Consider the following 18,737-nt stretch of genomic DNA (forward strand, 5'->3'; position numbering starts at 1 on the left):
ACCTCCCCCCCCCCCCCATCCCCCCCCCCTGCCGCCGCAGTTTTTTAGTTTGCGCCGCCTTGGGCCCCCGGCCCCCCCCCCCCCCCCCGGGGGGGGGGGGGGGGGGGCCCCCCCGCCACACAGGCCGTCTCATCCGTGGCAGCCCCTCACCCCGGCCCTCTCCCCAGTGGGGAGAGGGAGAAGAAGGACTAAGATGGCGTCCCTCAAGGCCCTCAAAATCCGGATCAACTCGGTCAAGTCGACCCAGAAGATCACCAAGGCGATGAAGATGGTCGCCGCCGCCAAGCTGCGCCGGGCGCAGGACGCGGCGCAGAACGGCCGTCCCTATGCCGAGCGGCTGGAAACGGTGATGGCCGGCATGGCCGCGCGCGTGGGCGGCGTCGGTGCGTCGCCGCTGCTGGCGGGCACCGGCAAGGACGATGTCCAGCTGCTGGTCGTCGCGACCTCCGAGCGTGGCCTGGCGGGTGCGTTCAACACCAACATCGTCCGCGCCGCGCGCCGCAAGGCCGAAGAGCTGACCGCGCAGGGCAAGACGGTGAAGTTCTACATCGCGGGCAAGAAGGGGCGCGTGCTGAAGCGCTTCTTCCCGAACGCGATCCTCGCCGATCATGACATGAGCGCGATCAAGGCGCCCAAGTTCGACGACGCGCGCGTCATCGCCGACGATCTGATTGCCCGCTTCGAGCGCGGCGAGTTCGACGTGGCGCACCTGTTCTATTCCAAGTTCGTCTCGGCGCTGGTGCAGGACCCGGTCGCGCAGCAGCTGATCCCGGTGCCGATGCCCGCAGCCACCAAGGCCGAAACCTCGGTCGAGGCGGTCGCCGAGTTCGAGCCGAGCGAGGAGGACATCCTCGACGCGTTGCTGCCGCGCAACGTCGCGGTGCAGATCTTCCGCGCGCTGCTGGAGAACCAGGCCGGTTTCTATGGGTCGCAGATGAACGCGATGGACAATGCCACGCGCAATGCGGGCGACATGATCCGCCGCCTGTCGATCCAGTATAACCGCACGCGTCAGGCCGCGATCACCACCGAGCTGGTCGAAATCATCTCGGGCGCCGAGGCGCTCTGATGAAGGCTGCGCTCCTTCTGGGCCTGACGGTCGCTCTGGCCGGATGCGGCCAGGCGTCCGATCAGCCGAAGGACGCACCCCGCGCGACGCCGACGCCGCTCGTGACGGGCGGCTGGGCGACCGTGTTTGGCAATGCGCCGGAGACGGTCAGCCTGCTCGACCGGATGGGCTTTCGCATGACCGGCTATGTGCCCGTCCAGGGCCAGTACCGCGCGGTCGCGCAAGCCACGCCGATGGCCGATCCGTCGGTGACGCCGGTCAACATGGCCAATCTGCTCGTCGAGGGCGATGCGAAGACGCTGAACACGCTTCGCTTCTCGCTCGACATCGTCAATCTCGACACCAGCCCGTTCGCCAAGACGCAGTTCATCCGCTGGATGACCAAGCCGATGGATCAGCTGGGTCTGGACGGCAAGGATGCGGTTGCGGCCGCGATCCAGACCGAAAGCGCCACCACCGGCCACCTGACCGGCGCCGATTACCATGTTACCCGTGACAAGATCGACGGTGGCCGCCGTCTGGTCGTAACCTTTACCCGCCCCGAAGCCCGCCCCGAAGCTATGTCGGGCTCTACCGAACCAAGGAAGCAATGATGGCAACCGCCGCTGAGGACATCCGGCCGACCACGGCCACCAACAATGTCGGCACGATCGCCCAGGTCATCGGCGCGGTCGTCGACGTTCACTTCCCCGATCACCTGCCCGCGATCCTGTCGGCGCTGGAGACGGACAATAACGGCACCCGTCTGGTGCTCGAAGTCGCGCAGCATCTGGGCGAGAACACCGTCCGCACGATCGCGATGGACACGACCGAGGGTCTGACCCGCGGCCAGACCGTGACCGACACCGGCAACCAGATTCAGGTTCCGGTCGGCCCCGCGACGCTCGGCCGCATCCTGAACGTCGTCGGCGAGCCGATCGACGAGCGCGGCCCCGTCGCCACCGATCTGCGCGCGCCGATCCACGCCAAGGCGCCCGAGTTCGTCGAGCAGTCGACCGAGAGCGCGATCCTGGTCACCGGCATCAAGGTCATCGACCTGCTCGCGCCTTATGCGAAGGGCGGCAAGATCGGCCTGTTCGGCGGCGCCGGCGTCGGCAAGACGGTTCTGATTCAGGAACTGATCAACAACATCGCCAAGGGCCATGGCGGCACCTCGGTCTTCGCGGGCGTCGGTGAGCGGACCCGCGAGGGCAACGACCTGTATCACGAATTCCTCGATGCGGGCGTCATCGCCAAGGATGCCGAGGGCAACGCGATCAGCGAGGGCTCGAAGGTCGCGCTGGTTTATGGCCAGATGAACGAGCCGCCGGGCGCCCGTGCCCGCGTCGCGCTGTCGGGCCTGGCCATCGCGGAATATTTCCGCGACCAGGAAGGCCAGGACGTGCTGTTCTTCGTCGACAACATCTTCCGCTTCACCCAGGCGGGTGCGGAAGTGTCGGCGCTGCTCGGCCGTATTCCCTCGGCCGTGGGCTATCAGCCGACCCTGTCGACCGACATGGGCGCGCTGCAGGAGCGCATCACCTCGACCAACAAGGGCTCGATCACCTCGGTGCAGGCCGTGTACGTGCCCGCCGACGACTTGACCGACCCGGCGCCGGCCACTTCGTTCGCCCACCTCGACGCGACGACCGTGCTCAACCGCGCCATCTCGGAGCTGGGCATCTACCCGGCCGTCGACCCGCTCGACTCGACCAGCCGCGTGCTGGAGCCGCGCATCGTCGGCCAGGAGCATTATGAGACGGCCCGTGCGGTCCAGTCGCTGCTCCAGCGCTACAAGGCGCTGCAGGACATCATCGCGATCCTGGGCATGGACGAGCTGTCCGAAGAGGACAAGCTGACCGTCCAGCGCGCCCGCAAGATCCAGCGCTTCCTGTCGCAGCCCTTCCACGTCGCGGAAGTCTTCACCGGCATCTCGGGCAAGTTCGTCCAGATCGAAGACACGATCCGTTCGTTCAAGGCGGTGGTCGACGGCGAGTATGACCATCTGCCGGAAGCGGCCTTCTACATGGTCGGCGGCATCGACGAAGCCGTCGCCAAGGCCGAGAAGCTGGCGCAGGACGCCTGATGACATGGGGGGACGGCGCGGTCCGTCCCCCCTCTTTCCTCTCCCCGGCGGGGAGAGCGATGCGAGATACTAGACCATGCTGCACTTCGAACTCGTCACGCCCGAAAAGCTCCTCCGCTCGGAGGAGGTGCATATGGTGGTCGTTCCCGGCACCGAGGGCGATTTCGGCGTGCTGGAGGGCCATGCGCCCTTCATGTCGACCATCCGCGACGGCGCGATCCAAGTGTACCGCACCGACAAGGGCGAGCCGGAATCGATCCAGATCCGCGGCGGCTTCGCCGAGGTGGGGCCCAAGGGCCTGACCGTGCTGGCGGAGCATGCGGGGTAAGGTTTTTCCTTACCGGGGTTTTGAAACGGTCGTGGCGGAAGCTGCGGCCGTTTTCGTTTGTTCGGGGCGTGGCCTTCGACTGCAGGCTGAACGGAGCGGGGGTAAGGCGGCTATCCCCAACCGCCGTTCAGCCTGAGCGCAGTCGAAGGCCAAGGGAAACCACCTCCACAGTCGGTAAGCCCCTCCCGCAGGCGGGAGGGGTTTGGGGAGGGTATGGGTTCTCGCAGAGACCATCGCTCGTGGCTTTCCCTCCCCCATCCCCTCCCGCCTGCGGGAGGGGCGTGTCCGGGGCGGACGACCTGCTCGCCCCCAGAGCGCTCACAAGAAACTATACGGGTCCACATCCACCGCGACGCGCACCTTGGCGGACCATTCCACCCCGCCCAGCCATTCGCGGATCACATCCTGCACCGCCAGCGCCCGCCGGGCGTGGACCAGCAAGCGGAACCGATGCCGACCGCGCAGCATCGCCAGCGGGGCGGGGGCGGGGCCGAAGACGTGCATGCCTTCGACCTTGGGCGCGGCGCGGGCGATCATGGCGGCGGTCGACTGGGCCGCACCCTGGTCCTCGGACGAGATGATGATCGCGGCATAGCGGCCGAAGGGCGGCGCATCGGCATCGCGCCTGGCCTCGGTTTCCGCCGCGTAGAAGGCTTCGGCATCGCCCGTCACCAGCGCCTGCATCACCTGGGCCTTGGGGCTGTGCGTCTGGATGAAGACATGGCCCGGCTTGGCGCCGCGTCCCGCGCGACCCGATACCTGGCGGATCTGCTGGAAGGTGCGCTCCGCCGCGCGCAGGTCGCCGCCGTCCAGCCCCAGATCGGCGTCGATCACCCCCACCAGGGTCAGATTGGGGAAGTGATAGCCCTTGGTAATGAGCTGCGTGCCGACGACGATGTCGATATCGCCCGCCTCCATCCGCCCGACAAACTCCGCCGCCTTGGCGGGGGACCAGATGGTGTCGGAGGTGACGACCGCGATCCTGGCCTCGGGGAACAGCGCGGTCGCCTCGTCCGCGATCCGTTCGACGCCGGGGCCGCAGGCGACCAGCGTGTCCTCGCCGTCGCATTCGGGGCAGGCGCGCGGGGTGGGCAGGACATGGCCGCAATGGTGACAGGCCAGCCGCCGGACCAGCCGATGCTCGACCATCCAGGCGGTGCAATTGGGGCACTGGAACCGATGCCCGCAGGTCCGGCACAGGGTCAGCGGGGCATAGCCGCGCCGGTTGAGATAGAGCAGCGACTGTTCGCGCTTCTCCAGCGTCTCCTTCATCGCCGCGACCAGCTTGGGCGCGATCCAGCGGCCGCGTTCGGGCGGGTCCTGGATCAGGTCGATCGCCTCGATCGTCGGCATCTGCGCCGGGCCGAAGCGGCCGGGCAGCTTGACCTCGGTATAGCGGCCCAGCGCCACTTGCTGGCGCGTCTCGATGGCGGGGGTGGCGGAGGCGAGGATGACGGGGCACGGTTCGAACAAGCCGCGCATCACCGCCACGTCGCGCGCATGATAATGGACGCCGTCTTCCTGCTTGAAGCTGGTCTCATGCGCCTCGTCGACGACGATCAGGCCGAGATTGGCATAGGGAAGGAACAGCGCCGAGCGCGCGCCCACCGTCACCATCCCCTGGCCGCTGGCGATCGCCCGCCAGGCGCGCCGACGCTGCGAGGAGCGCAGGCCGGAGTGCCACGCCACGGGCTCGCAGCCGAAGCGGTCGTGGAAACGCTTGAGGAACGGCTCGGTCAGCGCGATTTCGGGCAGGAGGACCAGCACCTGCCGACCCTCGGCCACCGCCTGCGCCACCGCCTCGAAATAGACCTCGGTCTTGCCCGAACCGGTGACGCCGTCGAGCAGCACCGGCTGGAAGCTCCGCGCCGCCACGCCCGCGACCAATATGTCCGCCGCCGCGCGCTGGTCGTCGGACAGGGCCGGGCGGTGATGATCGGGATCGGGAAGGGGGAAGGGGCTGTCGATATCGACCTCCACCCCCTCGATCGCGCCGTTCTTGACGAGGCCCCGGATCACCGCGTCGGACACGTCCGCCATCGTCGCCAGTTCCCGGATCAGGCCCTGTCGGTCGCCGATCCGCTCCAGCGCCTGCGCGCGCTGCGGGGTCAGGCGGTCGGGGACATGGCCGGTGACGCGATATTCGGTGACGGTCCGCGCCCCCTCCAGCGCGGAGGTGGAGGACAGCGCCATCCGCACCACCGCGGCAGGCGGGGCGAGATAATAGTCCGCCGTCCATTCGATCAACCGGCGCAACGGGGTCGGCAATGGCGGGGCATCGGCCACGCCGAGCAGCGGGCGAAGGCGATTGTCGCCGACCTCGGCGTCCGAGGGCATCCGCTCGGGCTCCCACACCACGCCCAGCAACTGGCGGGGGCCGAGCGGCGCGACGACGATCGATCCCGGCTCGACCGCCATGCCCTGGGGAACGCGGTAATCGAGCGGGCCGAGGGCGGAATTCAGGACGAGGACGCGGGCGCGCGAGGACATGGACCCGCTATATGGGGTTGGCCGGGCCCGAGGAAAGGGCCGAGCGCGTCAGCCCGCCTGTCGCCGATCGTCCTGCCGCCGATCCCCCTGGCGCCGGTCGTTCTGCCGCCTGTCGCCGCGCCGCCGTTCGCCGACCCGCTCGCGCTTGGCACCGTACAGGCGGCTGTCGGCGTGATGCATGAAATCGCGCGTCGTCGCGCATCCCGGCGGCAGCGTCGTGAGGCAGACCGTGCCCGAACAATGCATGGTCAGGCCCTCGGCGGTGACGGCAATGATCAGCAGCGCCTCGATCCGCGTCCGGATCCGCTCGGGATCGGCGAGGAGCGTGGGGTCCTGGACGATCACGCCAAATTCGTCACCGCCCAGCCGCGCGACGAAACAGCCGTCCAGCCAGTCGCTGCGCAGCCGCTGGCCGACGACGCGCAGGACCTCGTCCCCGGCGGGGTGGCCGAGCGTGTCGTTGACGAGCTTGAACCCGTCGAGATCGATCAGCACCAGCCCGAGCGGCGTGTCGTTCGCCGACGCCTCGGTGATCGCGGTTTCCAGCGCGCGGTCGAACGCGGCGCGGTTGGCCAGCAGGGTCAGCGCGTCGGTATCGGCGTTGCGGCGAAGCTGGGTCTCCAGCAGATGCCGCTCGGTCACGTCCTGGAACATGCCGACCACCCCGCTCGCCCGCCCGTCCAGCATCTCGCGCTCGCCCATCACGCGGACCCGGCGACGCCGCCCCAGCGCGGTGATGAAATCCAGTTCGATGTCGAACGACTCGCCGGTCTGAATGGTCTGCTCGATGGTCGAGCGCAGCTGGTCGCGCGACTGGGGCGGGTAATAGGACAGGCCCTGTTCGACCGTGAACGTCTTGCCCGGCGGCAGTTCGTGGATGCGGTACACCCCCTCGGACCAGGTGGCGTGTCCGTCCGCCAGATCGATCCGCCACGATCCGATCAACGCCAGCCGCTCGACCTGGCGCACGGTATGTTCCTTGGCGCGCAGGTCCTCGGCCTGGCGATCGCTCAGCTCGGCCATGGCGGTGGCGCGGCGGGCGATGGCGCGCGCGGCGATCAACGCCTCGGCCAGCCTGGCGAGATGCCGCAGCGTCCGCTCCCCCGCCGCGCTCAGCGAGCGCGGGCTCGCGTCCATAACGCACAGCGAGCCGATCGCCTGGGGCGTGCCGTCCAGGTCGGGAACGCGGATCGGCATGCCCGCATAGAAACGGGTCGCCGCCTCGCCGGTGACGAAGGGATTGGCCGCGAAGCGCGGATCGCGCGTCAGGTCGGGCACCATCATCAGGTCGGGGGCCTCGATCGTGTGGTCGCAAAAGGCGACCTTGCGCGGCATTTCACTGGGCAGCGGGCCGACCGCCGACTTGACCCAGAAACGGTCGCGATCCGCCAGGGTCAGCGCCGCGACCGGACAGCCGAGCATATCGGCGGCCAGCGAGACCAGCGCATCGAACTCGGCCTCCGGCTCGCTGTCGAGCAGCGCATGAGCCTGGACGGCGGCCATGCGGCGCTCTTCGCGGGAGGGCATGGGCAGGGGATCGACCTTCATGACAGACATTCATAAAAGCAAGTCTTGTCAAAATCTTAAAAATAGATCGGGAAGCGGAGCCTTTATTTGCTCCGAAGCCGTGGGCATCGCCGGGCGGGCCGGGGGCGGGCCGGGGGCAGGATGACGTATTTTTCACGTTATGGTCACCCCGGGGTATCCCGTCAGCCTGTAGCCCTGCGGTCACAGAGTTCGAAGAGCTCGGCGCCCGACACTCCCGGGGGTGCCGTCGGGGCCGGCGGAGAGCGCGCTTTCCGCCGGCCTTTCACTGGCATCGCTTATCCGGGCGGCGCGATCGACCGGCGACGGTCGTCCTTGTCGCGGCACCGATCCTGATTGACAGAAAGTCGTCCGATGCCGGAGCAGACGAGCCGATGAGTCGCAAAATCCTGATCGTCGAAGACGATGCCTCCACCGCCGCCTATGTCGCCAAGGGACTGGCCGAGGCGGGCTATGCCGTCGAACAATGCGGGGACGGGCGCGACGGCCTGTTCCTGGCGAGCGAGGGCATATTCGACCTGATCATCGCCGACCGGATGCTGCCCCGCCTCGACGGGCTGGCGATGGTCAGCGCGATCCGCGCGGCGGGGATCTCCACGCCGGTGCTGATCCTGTCGGCGCTCGCCACGGTCGACGACCGGGTCGACGGGCTGAAGGCCGGGGCCGATGACTATCTGTGCAAGCCCTTCTCCTTCGCCGAGCTGTCGGCGCGGATCGAGGCGCTGGTCCGCCGGTCGGACCGCACCGCGTCCGAGCCGACGCGGACCAAGCTGAGCGTCGGCGACCTGGAGATCGACCTGCTGGCGCGCACCGTCACCCGCGCGGGCAAGATCATCCCGGTCGGCGCGCGCGAGTTCAACCTCCTCGAATTCCTCGCCCGCCATGCCGGGCAGGTCGTCACCCGCACGATGATGCTGGAGAAGATCTGGAACTATCATTTCGACCCCGGCTCCAACGTGGTCGACGTCCATATCGGGCGGCTGCGGCGCAAGCTGGAGGAAGGCTTCGGCACCCCGATCCTGCATACGGTGCGCGGCGCGGGCTATCGGCTGGCCGTGGAGGGGTGAAGCTGCGCCTGACGATATCGGCGCGGATCGCGCTGCTGTCGGTCGTCCTGGCGCTGTTGTCCAATCTCGCGCTGGTCGGTTTCATCTGGAAACAGACCAGCGCCGATGCGGTCGCCGCGCTCCATCGCGAGATCGTCGAGCAGGCGGATGCGCTGCGCGCCGTTTGGCGGACGGGCGCGTTGCCCGCGCTGGCCGATGCCATCACCCATGCGCGCGAGCCGGGCGACGTCACGCTGGTCCTGGCCATCTATGACAGCCGGGGGCACCGGATGGCGGGCTATGCGCCGCGCCATCTGGCGGTGCCGCTGGCGGATACGCCGTTCCGCATCGCCATGCTGGGGGGCGAGGGCGTCTGGGCCTCGCGCGAGGCGGGCTATACGCTGCATCCGATCGGCGGCGACTGGCTGCTGGTCGGGCGTCCGCTCGACCTGATCGAGGCGCAGCAGATCGCGATCGAGCGGGCGCTGGCGCTCGCGGTCTTCCTGTCGCTGATGCTGGGGGTCGGCACCGGGCTGGTGCTGGCGCATTATGTCGCGGGGCGGCTCAACACCATCGTCGCGGTGATCGACGCGGCGGGCGAGGGCGACCTGACCCGGCGCGTGTCGCTGGTCCGCGCCGACAGCGACGAGGGCGACGCCTTCGACCGGCTGGCCGAGCGGCTGAACGCGATGCTGGGCAAGATCGAGCAGTTGATGGCCGAGCTGCGCGTCGTCACCGACAGCCTGGCGCATGATCTCCGCTCGCCGCTCGCCCGGCTGCGGACCAAGACCGAGCAGGCGGTGCTGATCGCCGATCCGCACCAGCGCGAGGCGGCGCTGGGCGGCCTGCTGGTCGAAACCGATCTCATCATGCGCATGCTGACCATGGTGATCGAGATCAGCCGGTCCGAATCGGTGACGCGCGACCGATTCACGCTGGTCGCCCCCGCCGATCTGGTCGAGGAGATTGGCGAGCTCTATGCGCCGGTCGCCGAGGATGCCGGACTGCGTTTCCTGATCGAGGTCGAGGATCGCCCCGCGCCGCTGCCGCTCCACCGCGAACTGATGAGCCAGGCCCTGTCCAACCTGATCGACAATGCGCTGAAGCATGGCGCATCGGGGGCGCAGGTCACGCTGCGCCTGTCGCGCGGGGTGGAGGGGATCGTCTTTCAGGTCGAGGATCGCGGGCCGGGCATCGCCGCGGCGGACCGGGCGCAGGCGCTGAAGCGATTCGGGCGACTCGACACCGCGCGCACCACGCCGGGGGCGGGGCTGGGCATGGCGCTGATCGAGGCGGTCGCCCGGCTGCATGGCGGGCGGTTCGAGCTGGCGGACAATGCGCCGGGGCTGATCGCGCGGCTGGTGATTCCGTAACGATGCTTTCCTCCCCTGCAAGGGGAGGTGGCAGGCCGAAGGCCTGACGGAGGGGTATCGCGCCCTCGATAGGGTGACACCCCTCCGACGCGCTGCGCGCGCTACCTCCCCCGCAGGGGAGGCATTGCAGGCACTTGCCCGCTGGGCTCAGCGCTTTACACCCCGCGGCATGGACTCCCTTTCCTTGTTCGGCCTTGCCGCCGTCTCCTTCACCCTGGTCTGCTATGCGAAGGAATCGGGCGCGCATTGGTGGACGCTGGGCTTCGTGTTGGGATGCCTGGCGGGGTCGGCCTATGGCTTTTTGCAGGGGGCCTGGCCGTTCGGCGTGGTCGAGCTGGTCTGGGCCGTCGTGTCCTTTCGCCGATGGTTGGAATTGCGACGGATTCGGGAACCGATCGCTTGACAGTGGGTTTCGCGGGCCCTAACTGACCATCCTTCCACCACCCCCGGTTTCACGACGCGCGATCTGCGTGCGTCGCGCTTCCGCGTGGCGGAACCATCGCGATGAGATGGAGCATGTGCGGCCATGCCATGCTTCGTGGAGCTAGGAGAATAAATTTCATGGCACGTATTGCGGGTGTCAACCTCCCGACCAACAAGCGCGTATTGATCGCGCTGACCTATATCCATGGCATCGGTCCGGCCAAGGCGAAGGAAATCACCGCCAAGCTGAACATCGCCGCCGACCGTCGCGTCCAGGACCTTTCGGACCAGGAAGTGCTCCAGATCCGTGAGACGATCGACTCCGATCACACGGTGGAAGGCGATCTGCGTCGCGAGACCGCGATGAACATCAAGCGCCTGATGGACCTGGCCTGCTATCGCGGCCTGCGTCACCGCAAGGGCCTGCCAGTCCGCGGCCAGCGCACGCACACCAACGCGCGCACCCGCAAGGGCAAGGCGAAGCCGATCGCGGGCAAGAAGAAGTAATTCGTCCGGGGGACGAATTACTCCGCCGGAGGCAGGCTTGTGGCTGACCGCCCGCCGCTCTCCGCATCAGGATATCAGGTCAGGATTATCATCTAATGGCACGTGAACCGCAGCGCATTCGCCGTCGCGAGCGCAAGAACATCACCGCCGGCGTCGCGCATGTGAACGCCAGCTTCAACAACACCATGATCACCATCACCGACGCGCAGGGCAATGCCATCTCGTGGTCGTCGGCGGGCATGATGGGCTTCAAGGGCTCGCGCAAGTCGACCCCGTATGCGGCGCAGGTCGCGGCGGAAGACGCGGGCAAGAAGGCCGCCGAGCATGGCGTGCGCACCCTGGAAGTCGAAGTGAAGGGCCCGGGTTCGGGCCGCGAGTCGGCGCTGCGCGCGCTGCAGGCGGTCGGTTTCCAGATCACCTCGATCCGCGACGTCACCTCGATCCCGCACAACGGCGTGCGGCCTTCCAAGCGTCGCCGCGTCTGATGCTTCCCATGGCCGGCTGACGAGTCGGCCATGCCTCTCTCCACGGCTGGAACCGTCCCCGTTCCGGCCCATAACTCAGGGGAACCACGTGTCTGTCAACGCAAAGAACTGGCAGGAACTCAAGAAGCCCAACGCGCTCGAGAAAAAGGGTGGCGATGGCAAGCGGAAGGCGACGTTCGTTGCCGAACCGCTGGAGCGTGGCTTCGGCCTGACGCTGGGCAACGCGCTGCGCCGCGTGCTCCTGTCGTCGCTCCAGGGCGCGGCGGTCACCTCGATCAAGATCGAAAACGTGCTGCACGAGTTCTCGTCGCTGGCCGGTGTGCGTGAAGACGTCACCGACATCGTCCTGAACGTGAAGCAGCTCGCGATCCGCATGCAGGGCGAAGGCCCCAAGCGGCTCCAGCTGTCCGCGACCGGCCCCGCCACCGTCAAGGCCGGCGACATCGCCGTGTCGGGCGATATCGAGGTCATGAACAAGGACCTGGTGATCTGCCATCTCGACGAAGGTGCGACGCTCAACATGGAGCTGACCGCCGATATCGGGAAGGGCTATGTCCCCGCCGCGTCCAACCGTCCGGCCGATGCGCCGATCGGCCTGATTCCGGTCGATGCGCTCTACTCGCCGGTTCGCCAGGTGTCGTACAAGGTCGACCCGACCCGCGTCGGTCAGGACCTGGACTATGACAAGCTGACGCTTTCGGTCGAGACCGACGGCACCGTGACCCCGGAAGACGCCGTGGCCTATGCCGCGCGCATCCTTCAGGACCAGCTGGCGCTGTTCGTGCACTTCGACGACTCGGCGCTCACCCGCGCGGCCCCCGTGGGCCAGGCGGCGCTCCCGGTCGCCGGTGGCGAGCCGCAGAGCGACGCGCAGCAGATCAACCGTTACCTTCTCAAGAAGGTCGACGAGCTGGAACTGTCGGTGCGTTCGGCCAACTGCCTCAAGAACGACAACATCATCTATATCGGCGATCTGGTCGGCAAGACCGAGGCCGAGATGCTGCGCACTCCGAATTTCGGCCGCAAGTCGCTGAACGAGATCAAGGAAGTGCTGTCGTCCATGGGTCTGCGCCTGGGCATGGAAATCCCCGGCTGGCCGCCCGAGAATATCGAGGAAATGGCCAAGAAGCTGGAACAGGAGATCATGGGCTGATTTCGCACCGGCGCAAGAAATTGCGCCGGAGACGAAAACAGCCCGGCCGGCGGGTCGCCCACAGGCGACCCGTTCGACGTCAGGATCGCGGCTTCGCCGTGATCCGGTCGGGCCGCTCCACCAGCTTCGCTGGTTCCCTCCCCAAACAAGCTTGGGGAGGATTGGAATAGGCGAAGGTGACGGCCTCAACGGTCACCAGGTCTGGGGTACCGTGACACGGCCCCTTAACGAACGAAGGAACTACCCATGCGTCATCGCGTCGGCGGCCGTAAGCTGCAGCGTACCTCGGCTCATCGTACCGCGCTCTTCCGCAACATGTCGGCCGCGCTCATCAAGCACGAGCAGATCACCACCACCGTCGCCAAGGCGAAGGAACTGCGTCCCTATGTCGAAAAGCTGGTGACGCTGGCCAAGAAGGGCGGTCTCTCGAACCGTCGTCTGGCCCATGCCCGCCTGCTCGACGACGCGCAGCTGGTGAAGCTGTTCGACGTTCTGGCGTCGCGCTATGCGGACCGCAACGGTGGCTATACCCGCATCATCAAGGCCGGCATCCGCGCGTCGGACGCCTCGCCGATGGCGATCATCGAGTTCGTCGACCGCGACGTCTCGGCGAAGGGCCAGGATTCGGGTCCGGTCATGACCGAGGAAGATTTCGACGAAGCCGCGTAATTTCCGCGCGTCTTTCGAGACACCTTCGAGAGAGGGCCGTGCCAGCGATGGCGCGGCCCTTTTTCATATCCGCCATTTTACGCATATTCAGCCTGGCGAAAGCCGGGATGTATAACGTTACGGGCACGAATCGAGGGAGGCTGGGAATGCGTCGCATGGCGGTCGGGTGGCTTTTGGCGGGTCTGGCGCTTCCCCTGCCGCTCGCGGCGCAGAACGGGGCGTCTTCGCCCACCACGTCGACGCAGGTCGTGCCGGTCGCGCCGTTCATTCCCACCGACCGCGAACGGCAGTGGCAGACCCCGCAACAGCGCAAGCAGGCGGACGCCATCGCCGGGGGCTTCGTCGCGGGCGCGCTGCTCACGACGGCGGTGGCGCTGACCGCGGGCAAGAACCTGACGCCCCATAGCGATTCGGGTGCGATCGATGTCTCCCGTCCGGTTCGTGCCGCCGAGGCGCCATCGCCCTATCGCGCGGAAACCGACGACGAGGCGGCGGTCCATGCCTGCGCCAAGGCGGCGGAAGGCGAGGGGCGGCGCAGCTACGCGCTGGCGCAGGTCGGGCAGGTCCGCTCGGCCCATCCGCTGGGCAATGGCTATGACGTGCAGGGCGATGTGTTGCTGCGCACCAGTTACCGCGAGGCGGGCGAGAGCCGCGCCTTCCGCTGCCGCGTCGATGCGCAGGCGGTGCGGATGATCGCGATCGACGGGATTCAAACCCTCCCGACCCGGTAGCATTTTCCAAAAGACATCGCTATCGGACCGCCATGGAGCACCCCGACAGCATCCTCATCGTCGATTTCGGCAGCCAGGTCACCCAGCTCATCGCGCGCCGCGTGCGCGAGGCGGGGGTCTATAGCGAGATCGTTCCCTTCCAATCGGCCGAAGCGGCGTTCGCGCGGATCAAGCCCGCCGCGGTCATCCTGTCCGGCGGCCCGGCCTCCGTGGTGGACGAGAATTCCCCGCGCATCCCGCAGGCGATCCTCGACAGCGGCCTGCCGATGCTCGGCATCTGCTATGGCCAGCAGGCGCTGACCCAGCAGCTGGGCGGCAAGGTCGAGAAGGGCGACAGCGGCGAGTTCGGCGAGGCCTTCATCACCGTCGAGGGTGATTGCGCGCTGTTCGACGGCGTGTGGAACACCGGCGAGCGGCACCAGGTGTGGATGAGCCATGGCGACAAGGTCACGGCGCTGGCGCCGGGCTTCCGCGTCGTCGCGACCAGCCCCGGCGCGCCCTATGCGATCATCGCCAATGACGAGCGCCGCATCTTCGCGATGCAGTTCCACCCGGAAGTGGTTCACACCCCCGATGGCGCCAAGCTGATCGGCAATTTCGTCCGTCACGTCGCCGGTCTCTCGGGCGACTGGACCATGGCCGAGTTCCGCGCCTCCAAGATCGCCGAGATCCGCGAGCAGGTGGGCAGCGGCCGGGTGATCTGCGGCCTGTCGGGCGGGGTCGACTCGTCGGTCGCCGCGCTGCTGATCCACGAGGCGATCGGCGACCAGCTGACCTGCGTCTTCGTCGACGGCGGCATCCTGCGCCAGGGCGAGGCCGAGCAGGTCGTCAGCCTGTTCCGGGGCCATTACAACATCCCGCTCGTCCATGTGGATGCGCAGGACCTGTTCATGAACGGCTTGGCGGGCGTCACCGACCCCGAGGCCAAGCGCAAGTTCATCGGCAAGACCTTCATCGACGTGTTCGAGGCGGAGGCCAAGAAGATCGGCGGCGCCGAATTCCTGGCGCAGGGCACGCTCTATCCCGACGTGATCGAGAGCGTCAGCTTCACCGGCGGCCCCTCGGTCACGATCAAGAGCCATCACAATGTCGGCGGCCTGCCTGAGCGGATGAACATGAAGCTGGTCGAGCCGCTTCGCGAACTGTTCAAGGACGAGGTCCGCGTGCTGGGCCGCGAACTGGGGCTGCCCGACGTGTTCGTCGGCCGCCACCCGTTCCCCGGACCGGGGCTCGCCATCCGCATCCCCGGCGAGGTGACGCGCGAGCGTTGCGACATCCTGCGCAAGGCGGATGCGATCTATCTCGAGGAAATCCGCAACGCGGGGCTGTACGACGCCATCTGGCAGGCCTTTGCGGTCCTGTTGCCGGTGCGGTCGGTCGGCGTGATGGGCGACGGACGGACCTACGACTCGGTGCTGGCGCTGCGGGCGGTGACCTCGGTCGACGGCATGACCGCGCAGGCATTCGACTTCCCCGGCGACTTCCTGCCGCGCGTGACGACCCGGATCATCAACGAGGTCAAGGGCATCAACCGCGTCGTCTATGACTATACCAGCAAGCCCCCCGGCACGATCGAGTGGGAGTGACACGGCCCCGCGACCCTGCCGGACAGGGTCGCGGCAATGCCGACCGACACGTCATGCAGCGCCTCGGCGAAAGCCGGGGCGTTTTGCTGTCTGCGATGGGGGAGTGGCGCGCCCGAGGTGAAAGCGATGGGCACTCGGATCATTGGGAAATTAGGGTGGCGAGGGCCGCTTAACGGGCTTGCCTGCCCGATTACCCGATCGATCGTCACTGCGCCCCGCCGGCCGGCAGTGTCGTGAAGCCAAACTGCTCAGGCTGACGTCGTGGGGGCGAACCTGGATTGTAAGTCAATAGTCCAGTGGCGTTGGCATCCCGCGCCACCGGTGCCGCGATCAAGGAATTTTCGTCATGGAGGCGGATCAAGGGCAGCGCACGCCCCATCAGGTCCGCGATCGGCTGGGTAAATTCAGTCGATAAGAGCAATTAGCCAGCGTGATCACATGCCCGACTGAAATCCAAAATCAAGCAGCGTCAGGCACTCTCGAAACCAGATGCGACAAAAGCGGGAGAGCTGTTCGTTGTATGAGGTCTATCCTCGCGAACGCAGGGGACAGCATCGACGGAAACATCGGCTTGGAGGCGCTCTCCCGGAACCACGCTGGCCGAATCCCGTCAAGCAGGTGGTCGGCGGGACGTCCATATTCGACATCGCGCCGACCGCCCGTTGGTCCTCAGAACTTCTTGCGGACCTGCACACCGGTGGTTGCCGCCTGTTCGCCATCGGCGACCCGGACGCCGACATCCAGTCCAACATTCCAACCCGACGGCAGCGTCAGGCCGATGCCGGGTGCGAACATAAATTGTTCACGCGACCACCCCGACGCGAGCAGACTGTAGAAGGATGGTCCAGCAACATCAGCATAGTCCAGCCCTTGGCGCGTGCCATTGGTGAACTCATGCAACCATTCGGTCCGCAGCCGCCCGGTCAGCACCCCGAACGGTAGCGGTCGCTGCCAAGCTAGGCGAACGCCGAGCGCACCAGTCAGGGACTCAAGTGCGCGGTCGTCGAAGCGCAAATTATATATCCCCGCGCCCTCTTCGATGTAGCGGTTCAGGCGTCCGTTCAGATACTCGGCCCGGCCATAGACCGACCAGCGCAGCGAACCCGTGACACTGTCGATCCCCGAAGACAGCGCACCGCTCGTGAAGCTGCCCGACCGATCGGCGGTCGCCAACGCTCCCGCACCCTCGTCAAGCCGTCGCAGCGAATAGTCCAGCCAACCGCGTGCGAGCATGCCGTCGACGAACCAGCCCTGGACCGGCGTCGCGCTACCGTAAACGGCCACCACTTGGCTGTCGCTGTTCACCTTAGCGGCATCACCAGCGATGGTGCTGCGGTCATGGCCGAGCCCTCCGCCTATGCCAAGGGTAAGCCCCTTGGCGACATGCAGGTCGATGCCAGCACTGATGCCCGAGGTCGTGGCACTGACCTTCGACCGACCGGTGATCGCATCGCGCGTGCCGATGTCGATGGTACCGCCAGCCCAGATGCCGACCCGTCCACCGCATCCGGCCGGCGCAACGTCCTTACCTTCATTTCTGCGTTCGCCCTGCTCCGACATTTCCTCGGCGCGCGCGCCACGCCGCTCGCGTTCGGACAAGCTGCGCTCGATCGGTTGCCCGGGCATGTGCGAGCTGTTCGGCATGTCCGTCGACCCCAGGCGCAAGTCATTGGTCGAACGACCGCATTCGGCCCCGTGCAGGGCTTCGGCGTGGCTCATGAAGTTGGCGACCTGCGCCCGCGAGAAGCGGCGTACGGCTTCCACCTGCGCATCACTCATCGCGCGCACCTTGGCGTCCTGCGACGGGTCCGGGCGTGCCGTAACGTTGATCGTCACCGTGGCGGGCGCCGACGTACCGAACGCATTGGCGAGCGTGTATCCAACCGCGATCGTCCCGTTGAAGCGCGCCTTGGGCGTCACCTGCAGGCGGAAGGTCCGCGCATCGGTGGCGCCGCCGACAACGATCATGGCGGTCGCCTGGTCGGCGGGCGATACGCTGGTCACCGTGGCGGCGGTGAACGGCCCGCCGCTGGCTGCGGCGGTCAGGTCGACCGAAACTGGCTGGCCGTCGATCGCCGATGCGGTGATCGTCTGGACGGTAGGTGCCGTGCCGACCACGTGGATGGTGGCGGTCGCCGGTGCCGAGGTCCCACCCGGACCAACTGCGACAAACTGGAAGGTGTCGGTGCCTTGATAGCCCGCTTCCGGAGTGTAGACCGCAATGACCTGACTTGGCACCGACACCGCCGACATGGCGATCCCCATCGCCATCAGTGGCGAGCCACCGATGCCACGCATGGCGAGCGTCCGCGAGATCGTGACCGTGCCATGGCTAGGCTGCGTAACGATGCGGATATCGTCGAACTGACCAGTCACCAGGCTCGACAGGTTGAGGCTGGCGCTCTTCCCCGCCTCGGTCTTGGTATTGGCCGCCACCGAGGTCGTGGCCGGATCGGCCGCGACCGGCGCCGGGGGCGGACTCACGGCGAGCGTGTAGGTCGCAGTGCCGGTGGCACCGTTGGCGTCGGTGGTGGTGACGGTGACCGTGTAACTGCCAGCGGTGGTCGGCGTGCCCGAGAGCGTGCCGTTCGCCGCCAGGGTGACGCCTGCGGGCAGGCCGGTAGCGCTGTAGCTGTACGGCGCAGTGCCGCCCGTGCTGGTCAGCGTCGTGCTGTAGGGGGCGCCGACGGTCGCCGAGGGCAGCGGACCCGAGGGCGGTGCGACGACGAGCGTCGGTGCGGTGACGGTCATGGTGACGGTAGCCGGACTGCTGGTGCCCGAGGCGTTGGTCGCGGTGTAGGTGAAGCTGTCGCTCCCCGAATAGCCGGCGGCCGGAGTGTAGGTGATGCCGGTGCCCGACGCGGTGGCGGTGCCGTGGCTAGGCTGGGTGGCGACCGCGACCGAGGTGGCGGTCCCGCCCGACAGGGCCAGCGTCACCACATTGGCGGTGCTGTTGGCGGCAACGGTCGTGCTGACCGCCCCGGCCACCGGCGCCTGGACGGTGACGGCGAGCGTGTAGGTCGCAGTGCCGGTGGCACCGTTGGCGTCGGTGGTAGTGACGGTGACGGTGTAACTGCCAGCGGTGGTCGGCGTGCCCGAGAGCGTGCCGTTGGCCGCCAGGGTGACGCCGGCAGGCAGGCCGGTGGCGCTGTAGCTGTACGGCGCGGTACCGCCGGTGCTGGTCAGCGTGGTGGTATAGGCGGTGCCGACGGTCGCCGAGGGCAGCGGACCCGAGGCCGGTGCCACGACCAGCGTCGGTGCGGTGAC

Annotated in this window: 16 protein-coding genes; 13 read left to right on the forward strand and 3 right to left on the reverse strand. The window is 67.5% G+C overall.

Annotated elements, in window-relative coordinates; translation table 11 throughout:
* Nucleotides 1–193 precede the first annotated feature (193 nt).
* The 4 genes from ABIC44_RS19000 (at nt 194) to ABIC44_RS19015 (ending at nt 3,462) form a co-directional block, all read left to right on the forward strand.
* On the forward strand, nt 194–1,069 hold the full coding sequence (locus ABIC44_RS19000; RefSeq protein ID WP_261269889.1) for a F0F1 ATP synthase subunit gamma: 876 nt from the start codon (nt 194–196) through the stop codon (nt 1,067–1,069).
* Complete coding sequence (locus tag ABIC44_RS19005; protein WP_354296980.1) at nt 1,069–1,662, forward strand: hypothetical protein; 594 nt, start codon at nt 1,069–1,071, stop codon at nt 1,660–1,662. The genes ABIC44_RS19000 and ABIC44_RS19005 overlap by 1 nt, the downstream gene beginning before the upstream one ends.
* Nucleotides 1,662–3,134, forward strand: coding sequence for a F0F1 ATP synthase subunit beta (gene atpD / locus ABIC44_RS19010; RefSeq protein WP_354296981.1), 1,473 nt, complete (start codon nt 1,662–1,664; stop codon nt 3,132–3,134). The genes ABIC44_RS19005 and atpD overlap by 1 nt, the downstream gene beginning before the upstream one ends.
* 76 nt (nt 3,135–3,210) lie before the next feature.
* Nucleotides 3,211–3,462, forward strand: coding sequence for an ATP synthase F1 subunit epsilon (locus ABIC44_RS19015; RefSeq protein WP_007405041.1), 252 nt, complete (start codon nt 3,211–3,213; stop codon nt 3,460–3,462).
* A 318-nt stretch (nt 3,463–3,780) separates the two neighbouring features.
* Here ABIC44_RS19015 and ABIC44_RS19020 read toward each other — a convergent pair whose 3' ends face one another.
* Nucleotides 3,781–5,952 carry a primosomal protein N' gene (locus tag ABIC44_RS19020; RefSeq protein WP_354296983.1) on the reverse strand — a complete coding sequence of 724 codons (2,172 nt, stop codon included), beginning with the start codon at nt 5,950–5,952 and terminating at the stop codon, nt 3,781–3,783.
* A gap of 48 nt (nt 5,953–6,000) precedes the next feature.
* A complete protein-coding gene (locus ABIC44_RS19025; protein ID WP_354296984.1) occupies nt 6,001–7,500 on the reverse strand; it encodes a sensor domain-containing diguanylate cyclase in 1,500 nt (499 codons plus the stop codon).
* Nucleotides 7,501–7,871: 371 nt separating this feature from the next.
* Here ABIC44_RS19025 and ABIC44_RS19030 point away from each other — a divergent pair, with 371 nt between their 5' ends.
* The 9 genes from ABIC44_RS19030 to guaA all read left to right on the forward strand — a co-directional run bounded on the left by ABIC44_RS19030 (nt 7,872) and on the right by guaA (nt 15,470).
* Nucleotides 7,872–8,564 carry a response regulator transcription factor gene (locus ABIC44_RS19030; protein ID WP_307100376.1) on the forward strand — a complete coding sequence of 231 codons (693 nt, stop codon included), beginning with the start codon at nt 7,872–7,874 and terminating at the stop codon, nt 8,562–8,564.
* Nucleotides 8,561–9,916, forward strand: coding sequence for a sensor histidine kinase (locus ABIC44_RS19035; RefSeq protein ID WP_354296985.1), 1,356 nt, complete (start codon nt 8,561–8,563; stop codon nt 9,914–9,916). The genes ABIC44_RS19030 and ABIC44_RS19035 overlap by 4 nt, the downstream gene beginning before the upstream one ends.
* A 124-nt stretch (nt 9,917–10,040) precedes the next feature.
* Complete coding sequence (locus tag ABIC44_RS19040) at nt 10,041–10,319, forward strand: hypothetical protein (protein WP_354296987.1); 279 nt, start codon at nt 10,041–10,043, stop codon at nt 10,317–10,319.
* A gap of 158 nt (nt 10,320–10,477) precedes the next feature.
* On the forward strand, nt 10,478–10,846 hold the full coding sequence (gene rpsM / locus ABIC44_RS19045) for a 30S ribosomal protein S13 (protein WP_307100371.1): 369 nt from the start codon (nt 10,478–10,480) through the stop codon (nt 10,844–10,846).
* A 95-nt stretch (nt 10,847–10,941) separates the two neighbouring features.
* On the forward strand, nt 10,942–11,331 hold the full coding sequence (rpsK, locus tag ABIC44_RS19050; protein ID WP_007405180.1) for a 30S ribosomal protein S11: 390 nt from the start codon (nt 10,942–10,944) through the stop codon (nt 11,329–11,331).
* A gap of 88 nt (nt 11,332–11,419) precedes the next feature.
* On the forward strand, nt 11,420–12,484 hold the full coding sequence (locus ABIC44_RS19055) for a DNA-directed RNA polymerase subunit alpha (RefSeq protein WP_307100369.1): 1,065 nt from the start codon (nt 11,420–11,422) through the stop codon (nt 12,482–12,484).
* Nucleotides 12,485–12,730: 246 nt separating this feature from the next.
* A complete protein-coding gene (rplQ, locus tag ABIC44_RS19060) occupies nt 12,731–13,153 on the forward strand; it encodes a 50S ribosomal protein L17 (protein WP_307100367.1) in 423 nt (140 codons plus the stop codon).
* Nucleotides 13,154–13,299: 146 nt separating this feature from the next.
* Complete coding sequence (locus ABIC44_RS19065) at nt 13,300–13,884, forward strand: hypothetical protein (RefSeq protein WP_354296990.1); 585 nt, start codon at nt 13,300–13,302, stop codon at nt 13,882–13,884.
* 32 nt (nt 13,885–13,916) lie between these two features.
* Nucleotides 13,917–15,470, forward strand: coding sequence for a glutamine-hydrolyzing GMP synthase (guaA, locus tag ABIC44_RS19070; RefSeq protein WP_307100363.1), 1,554 nt, complete (start codon nt 13,917–13,919; stop codon nt 15,468–15,470).
* A gap of 669 nt (nt 15,471–16,139) precedes the next feature.
* Here the strand turns inward: guaA and ABIC44_RS19075 are convergent.
* Nucleotides 16,140–18,737, reverse strand: a 2,598-nt coding sequence (locus tag ABIC44_RS19075) for an autotransporter family protein (protein WP_354296992.1), incomplete at its 5' end; no start/stop codon positions are given.

The sequence above is a fragment of the Sphingomonas sp. 1185 genome, from assembly GCF_040544655.1.
Taxonomy (GTDB): Bacteria; Pseudomonadota; Alphaproteobacteria; order Sphingomonadales; family Sphingomonadaceae; genus Sphingomonas.

Bases quoted from the DNA above. Each gene is read 5' to 3' on its own strand.
- ABIC44_RS19000 (WP_261269889.1), top strand. From the start codon at position 194: ATGGCGTCCCTCAAGGCCCTCAAAATCCGGATCAACTCGGTCAAGTCG.
- ABIC44_RS19005 (WP_354296980.1), top strand. From the start codon at position 1,069: ATGAAGGCTGCGCTCCTTCTGGGCCTGACGGTCGCTCTGGCCGGATGC.
- atpD (WP_354296981.1), top strand. From the start codon at position 1,662: ATGGCAACCGCCGCTGAGGACATCCGGCCGACCACGGCCACCAACAAT.
- ABIC44_RS19015 (WP_007405041.1), top strand. From the start codon at position 3,211: ATGCTGCACTTCGAACTCGTCACGCCCGAAAAGCTCCTCCGCTCGGAG.
- ABIC44_RS19020 (WP_354296983.1), bottom strand. From the start codon at position 5,952: ATGTCCTCGCGCGCCCGCGTCCTCGTCCTGAATTCCGCCCTCGGCCCG.
- ABIC44_RS19025 (WP_354296984.1), bottom strand. From the start codon at position 7,500: ATGAAGGTCGATCCCCTGCCCATGCCCTCCCGCGAAGAGCGCCGCATG.
- ABIC44_RS19030 (WP_307100376.1), top strand. From the start codon at position 7,872: ATGAGTCGCAAAATCCTGATCGTCGAAGACGATGCCTCCACCGCCGCC.
- rpsM (WP_307100371.1), top strand. From the start codon at position 10,478: ATGGCACGTATTGCGGGTGTCAACCTCCCGACCAACAAGCGCGTATTG.
- rpsK (WP_007405180.1), top strand. From the start codon at position 10,942: ATGGCACGTGAACCGCAGCGCATTCGCCGTCGCGAGCGCAAGAACATC.
- rplQ (WP_307100367.1), top strand. From the start codon at position 12,731: ATGCGTCATCGCGTCGGCGGCCGTAAGCTGCAGCGTACCTCGGCTCAT.
- ABIC44_RS19065 (WP_354296990.1), top strand. From the start codon at position 13,300: ATGCGTCGCATGGCGGTCGGGTGGCTTTTGGCGGGTCTGGCGCTTCCC.
- guaA (WP_307100363.1), top strand. From the start codon at position 13,917: ATGGAGCACCCCGACAGCATCCTCATCGTCGATTTCGGCAGCCAGGTC.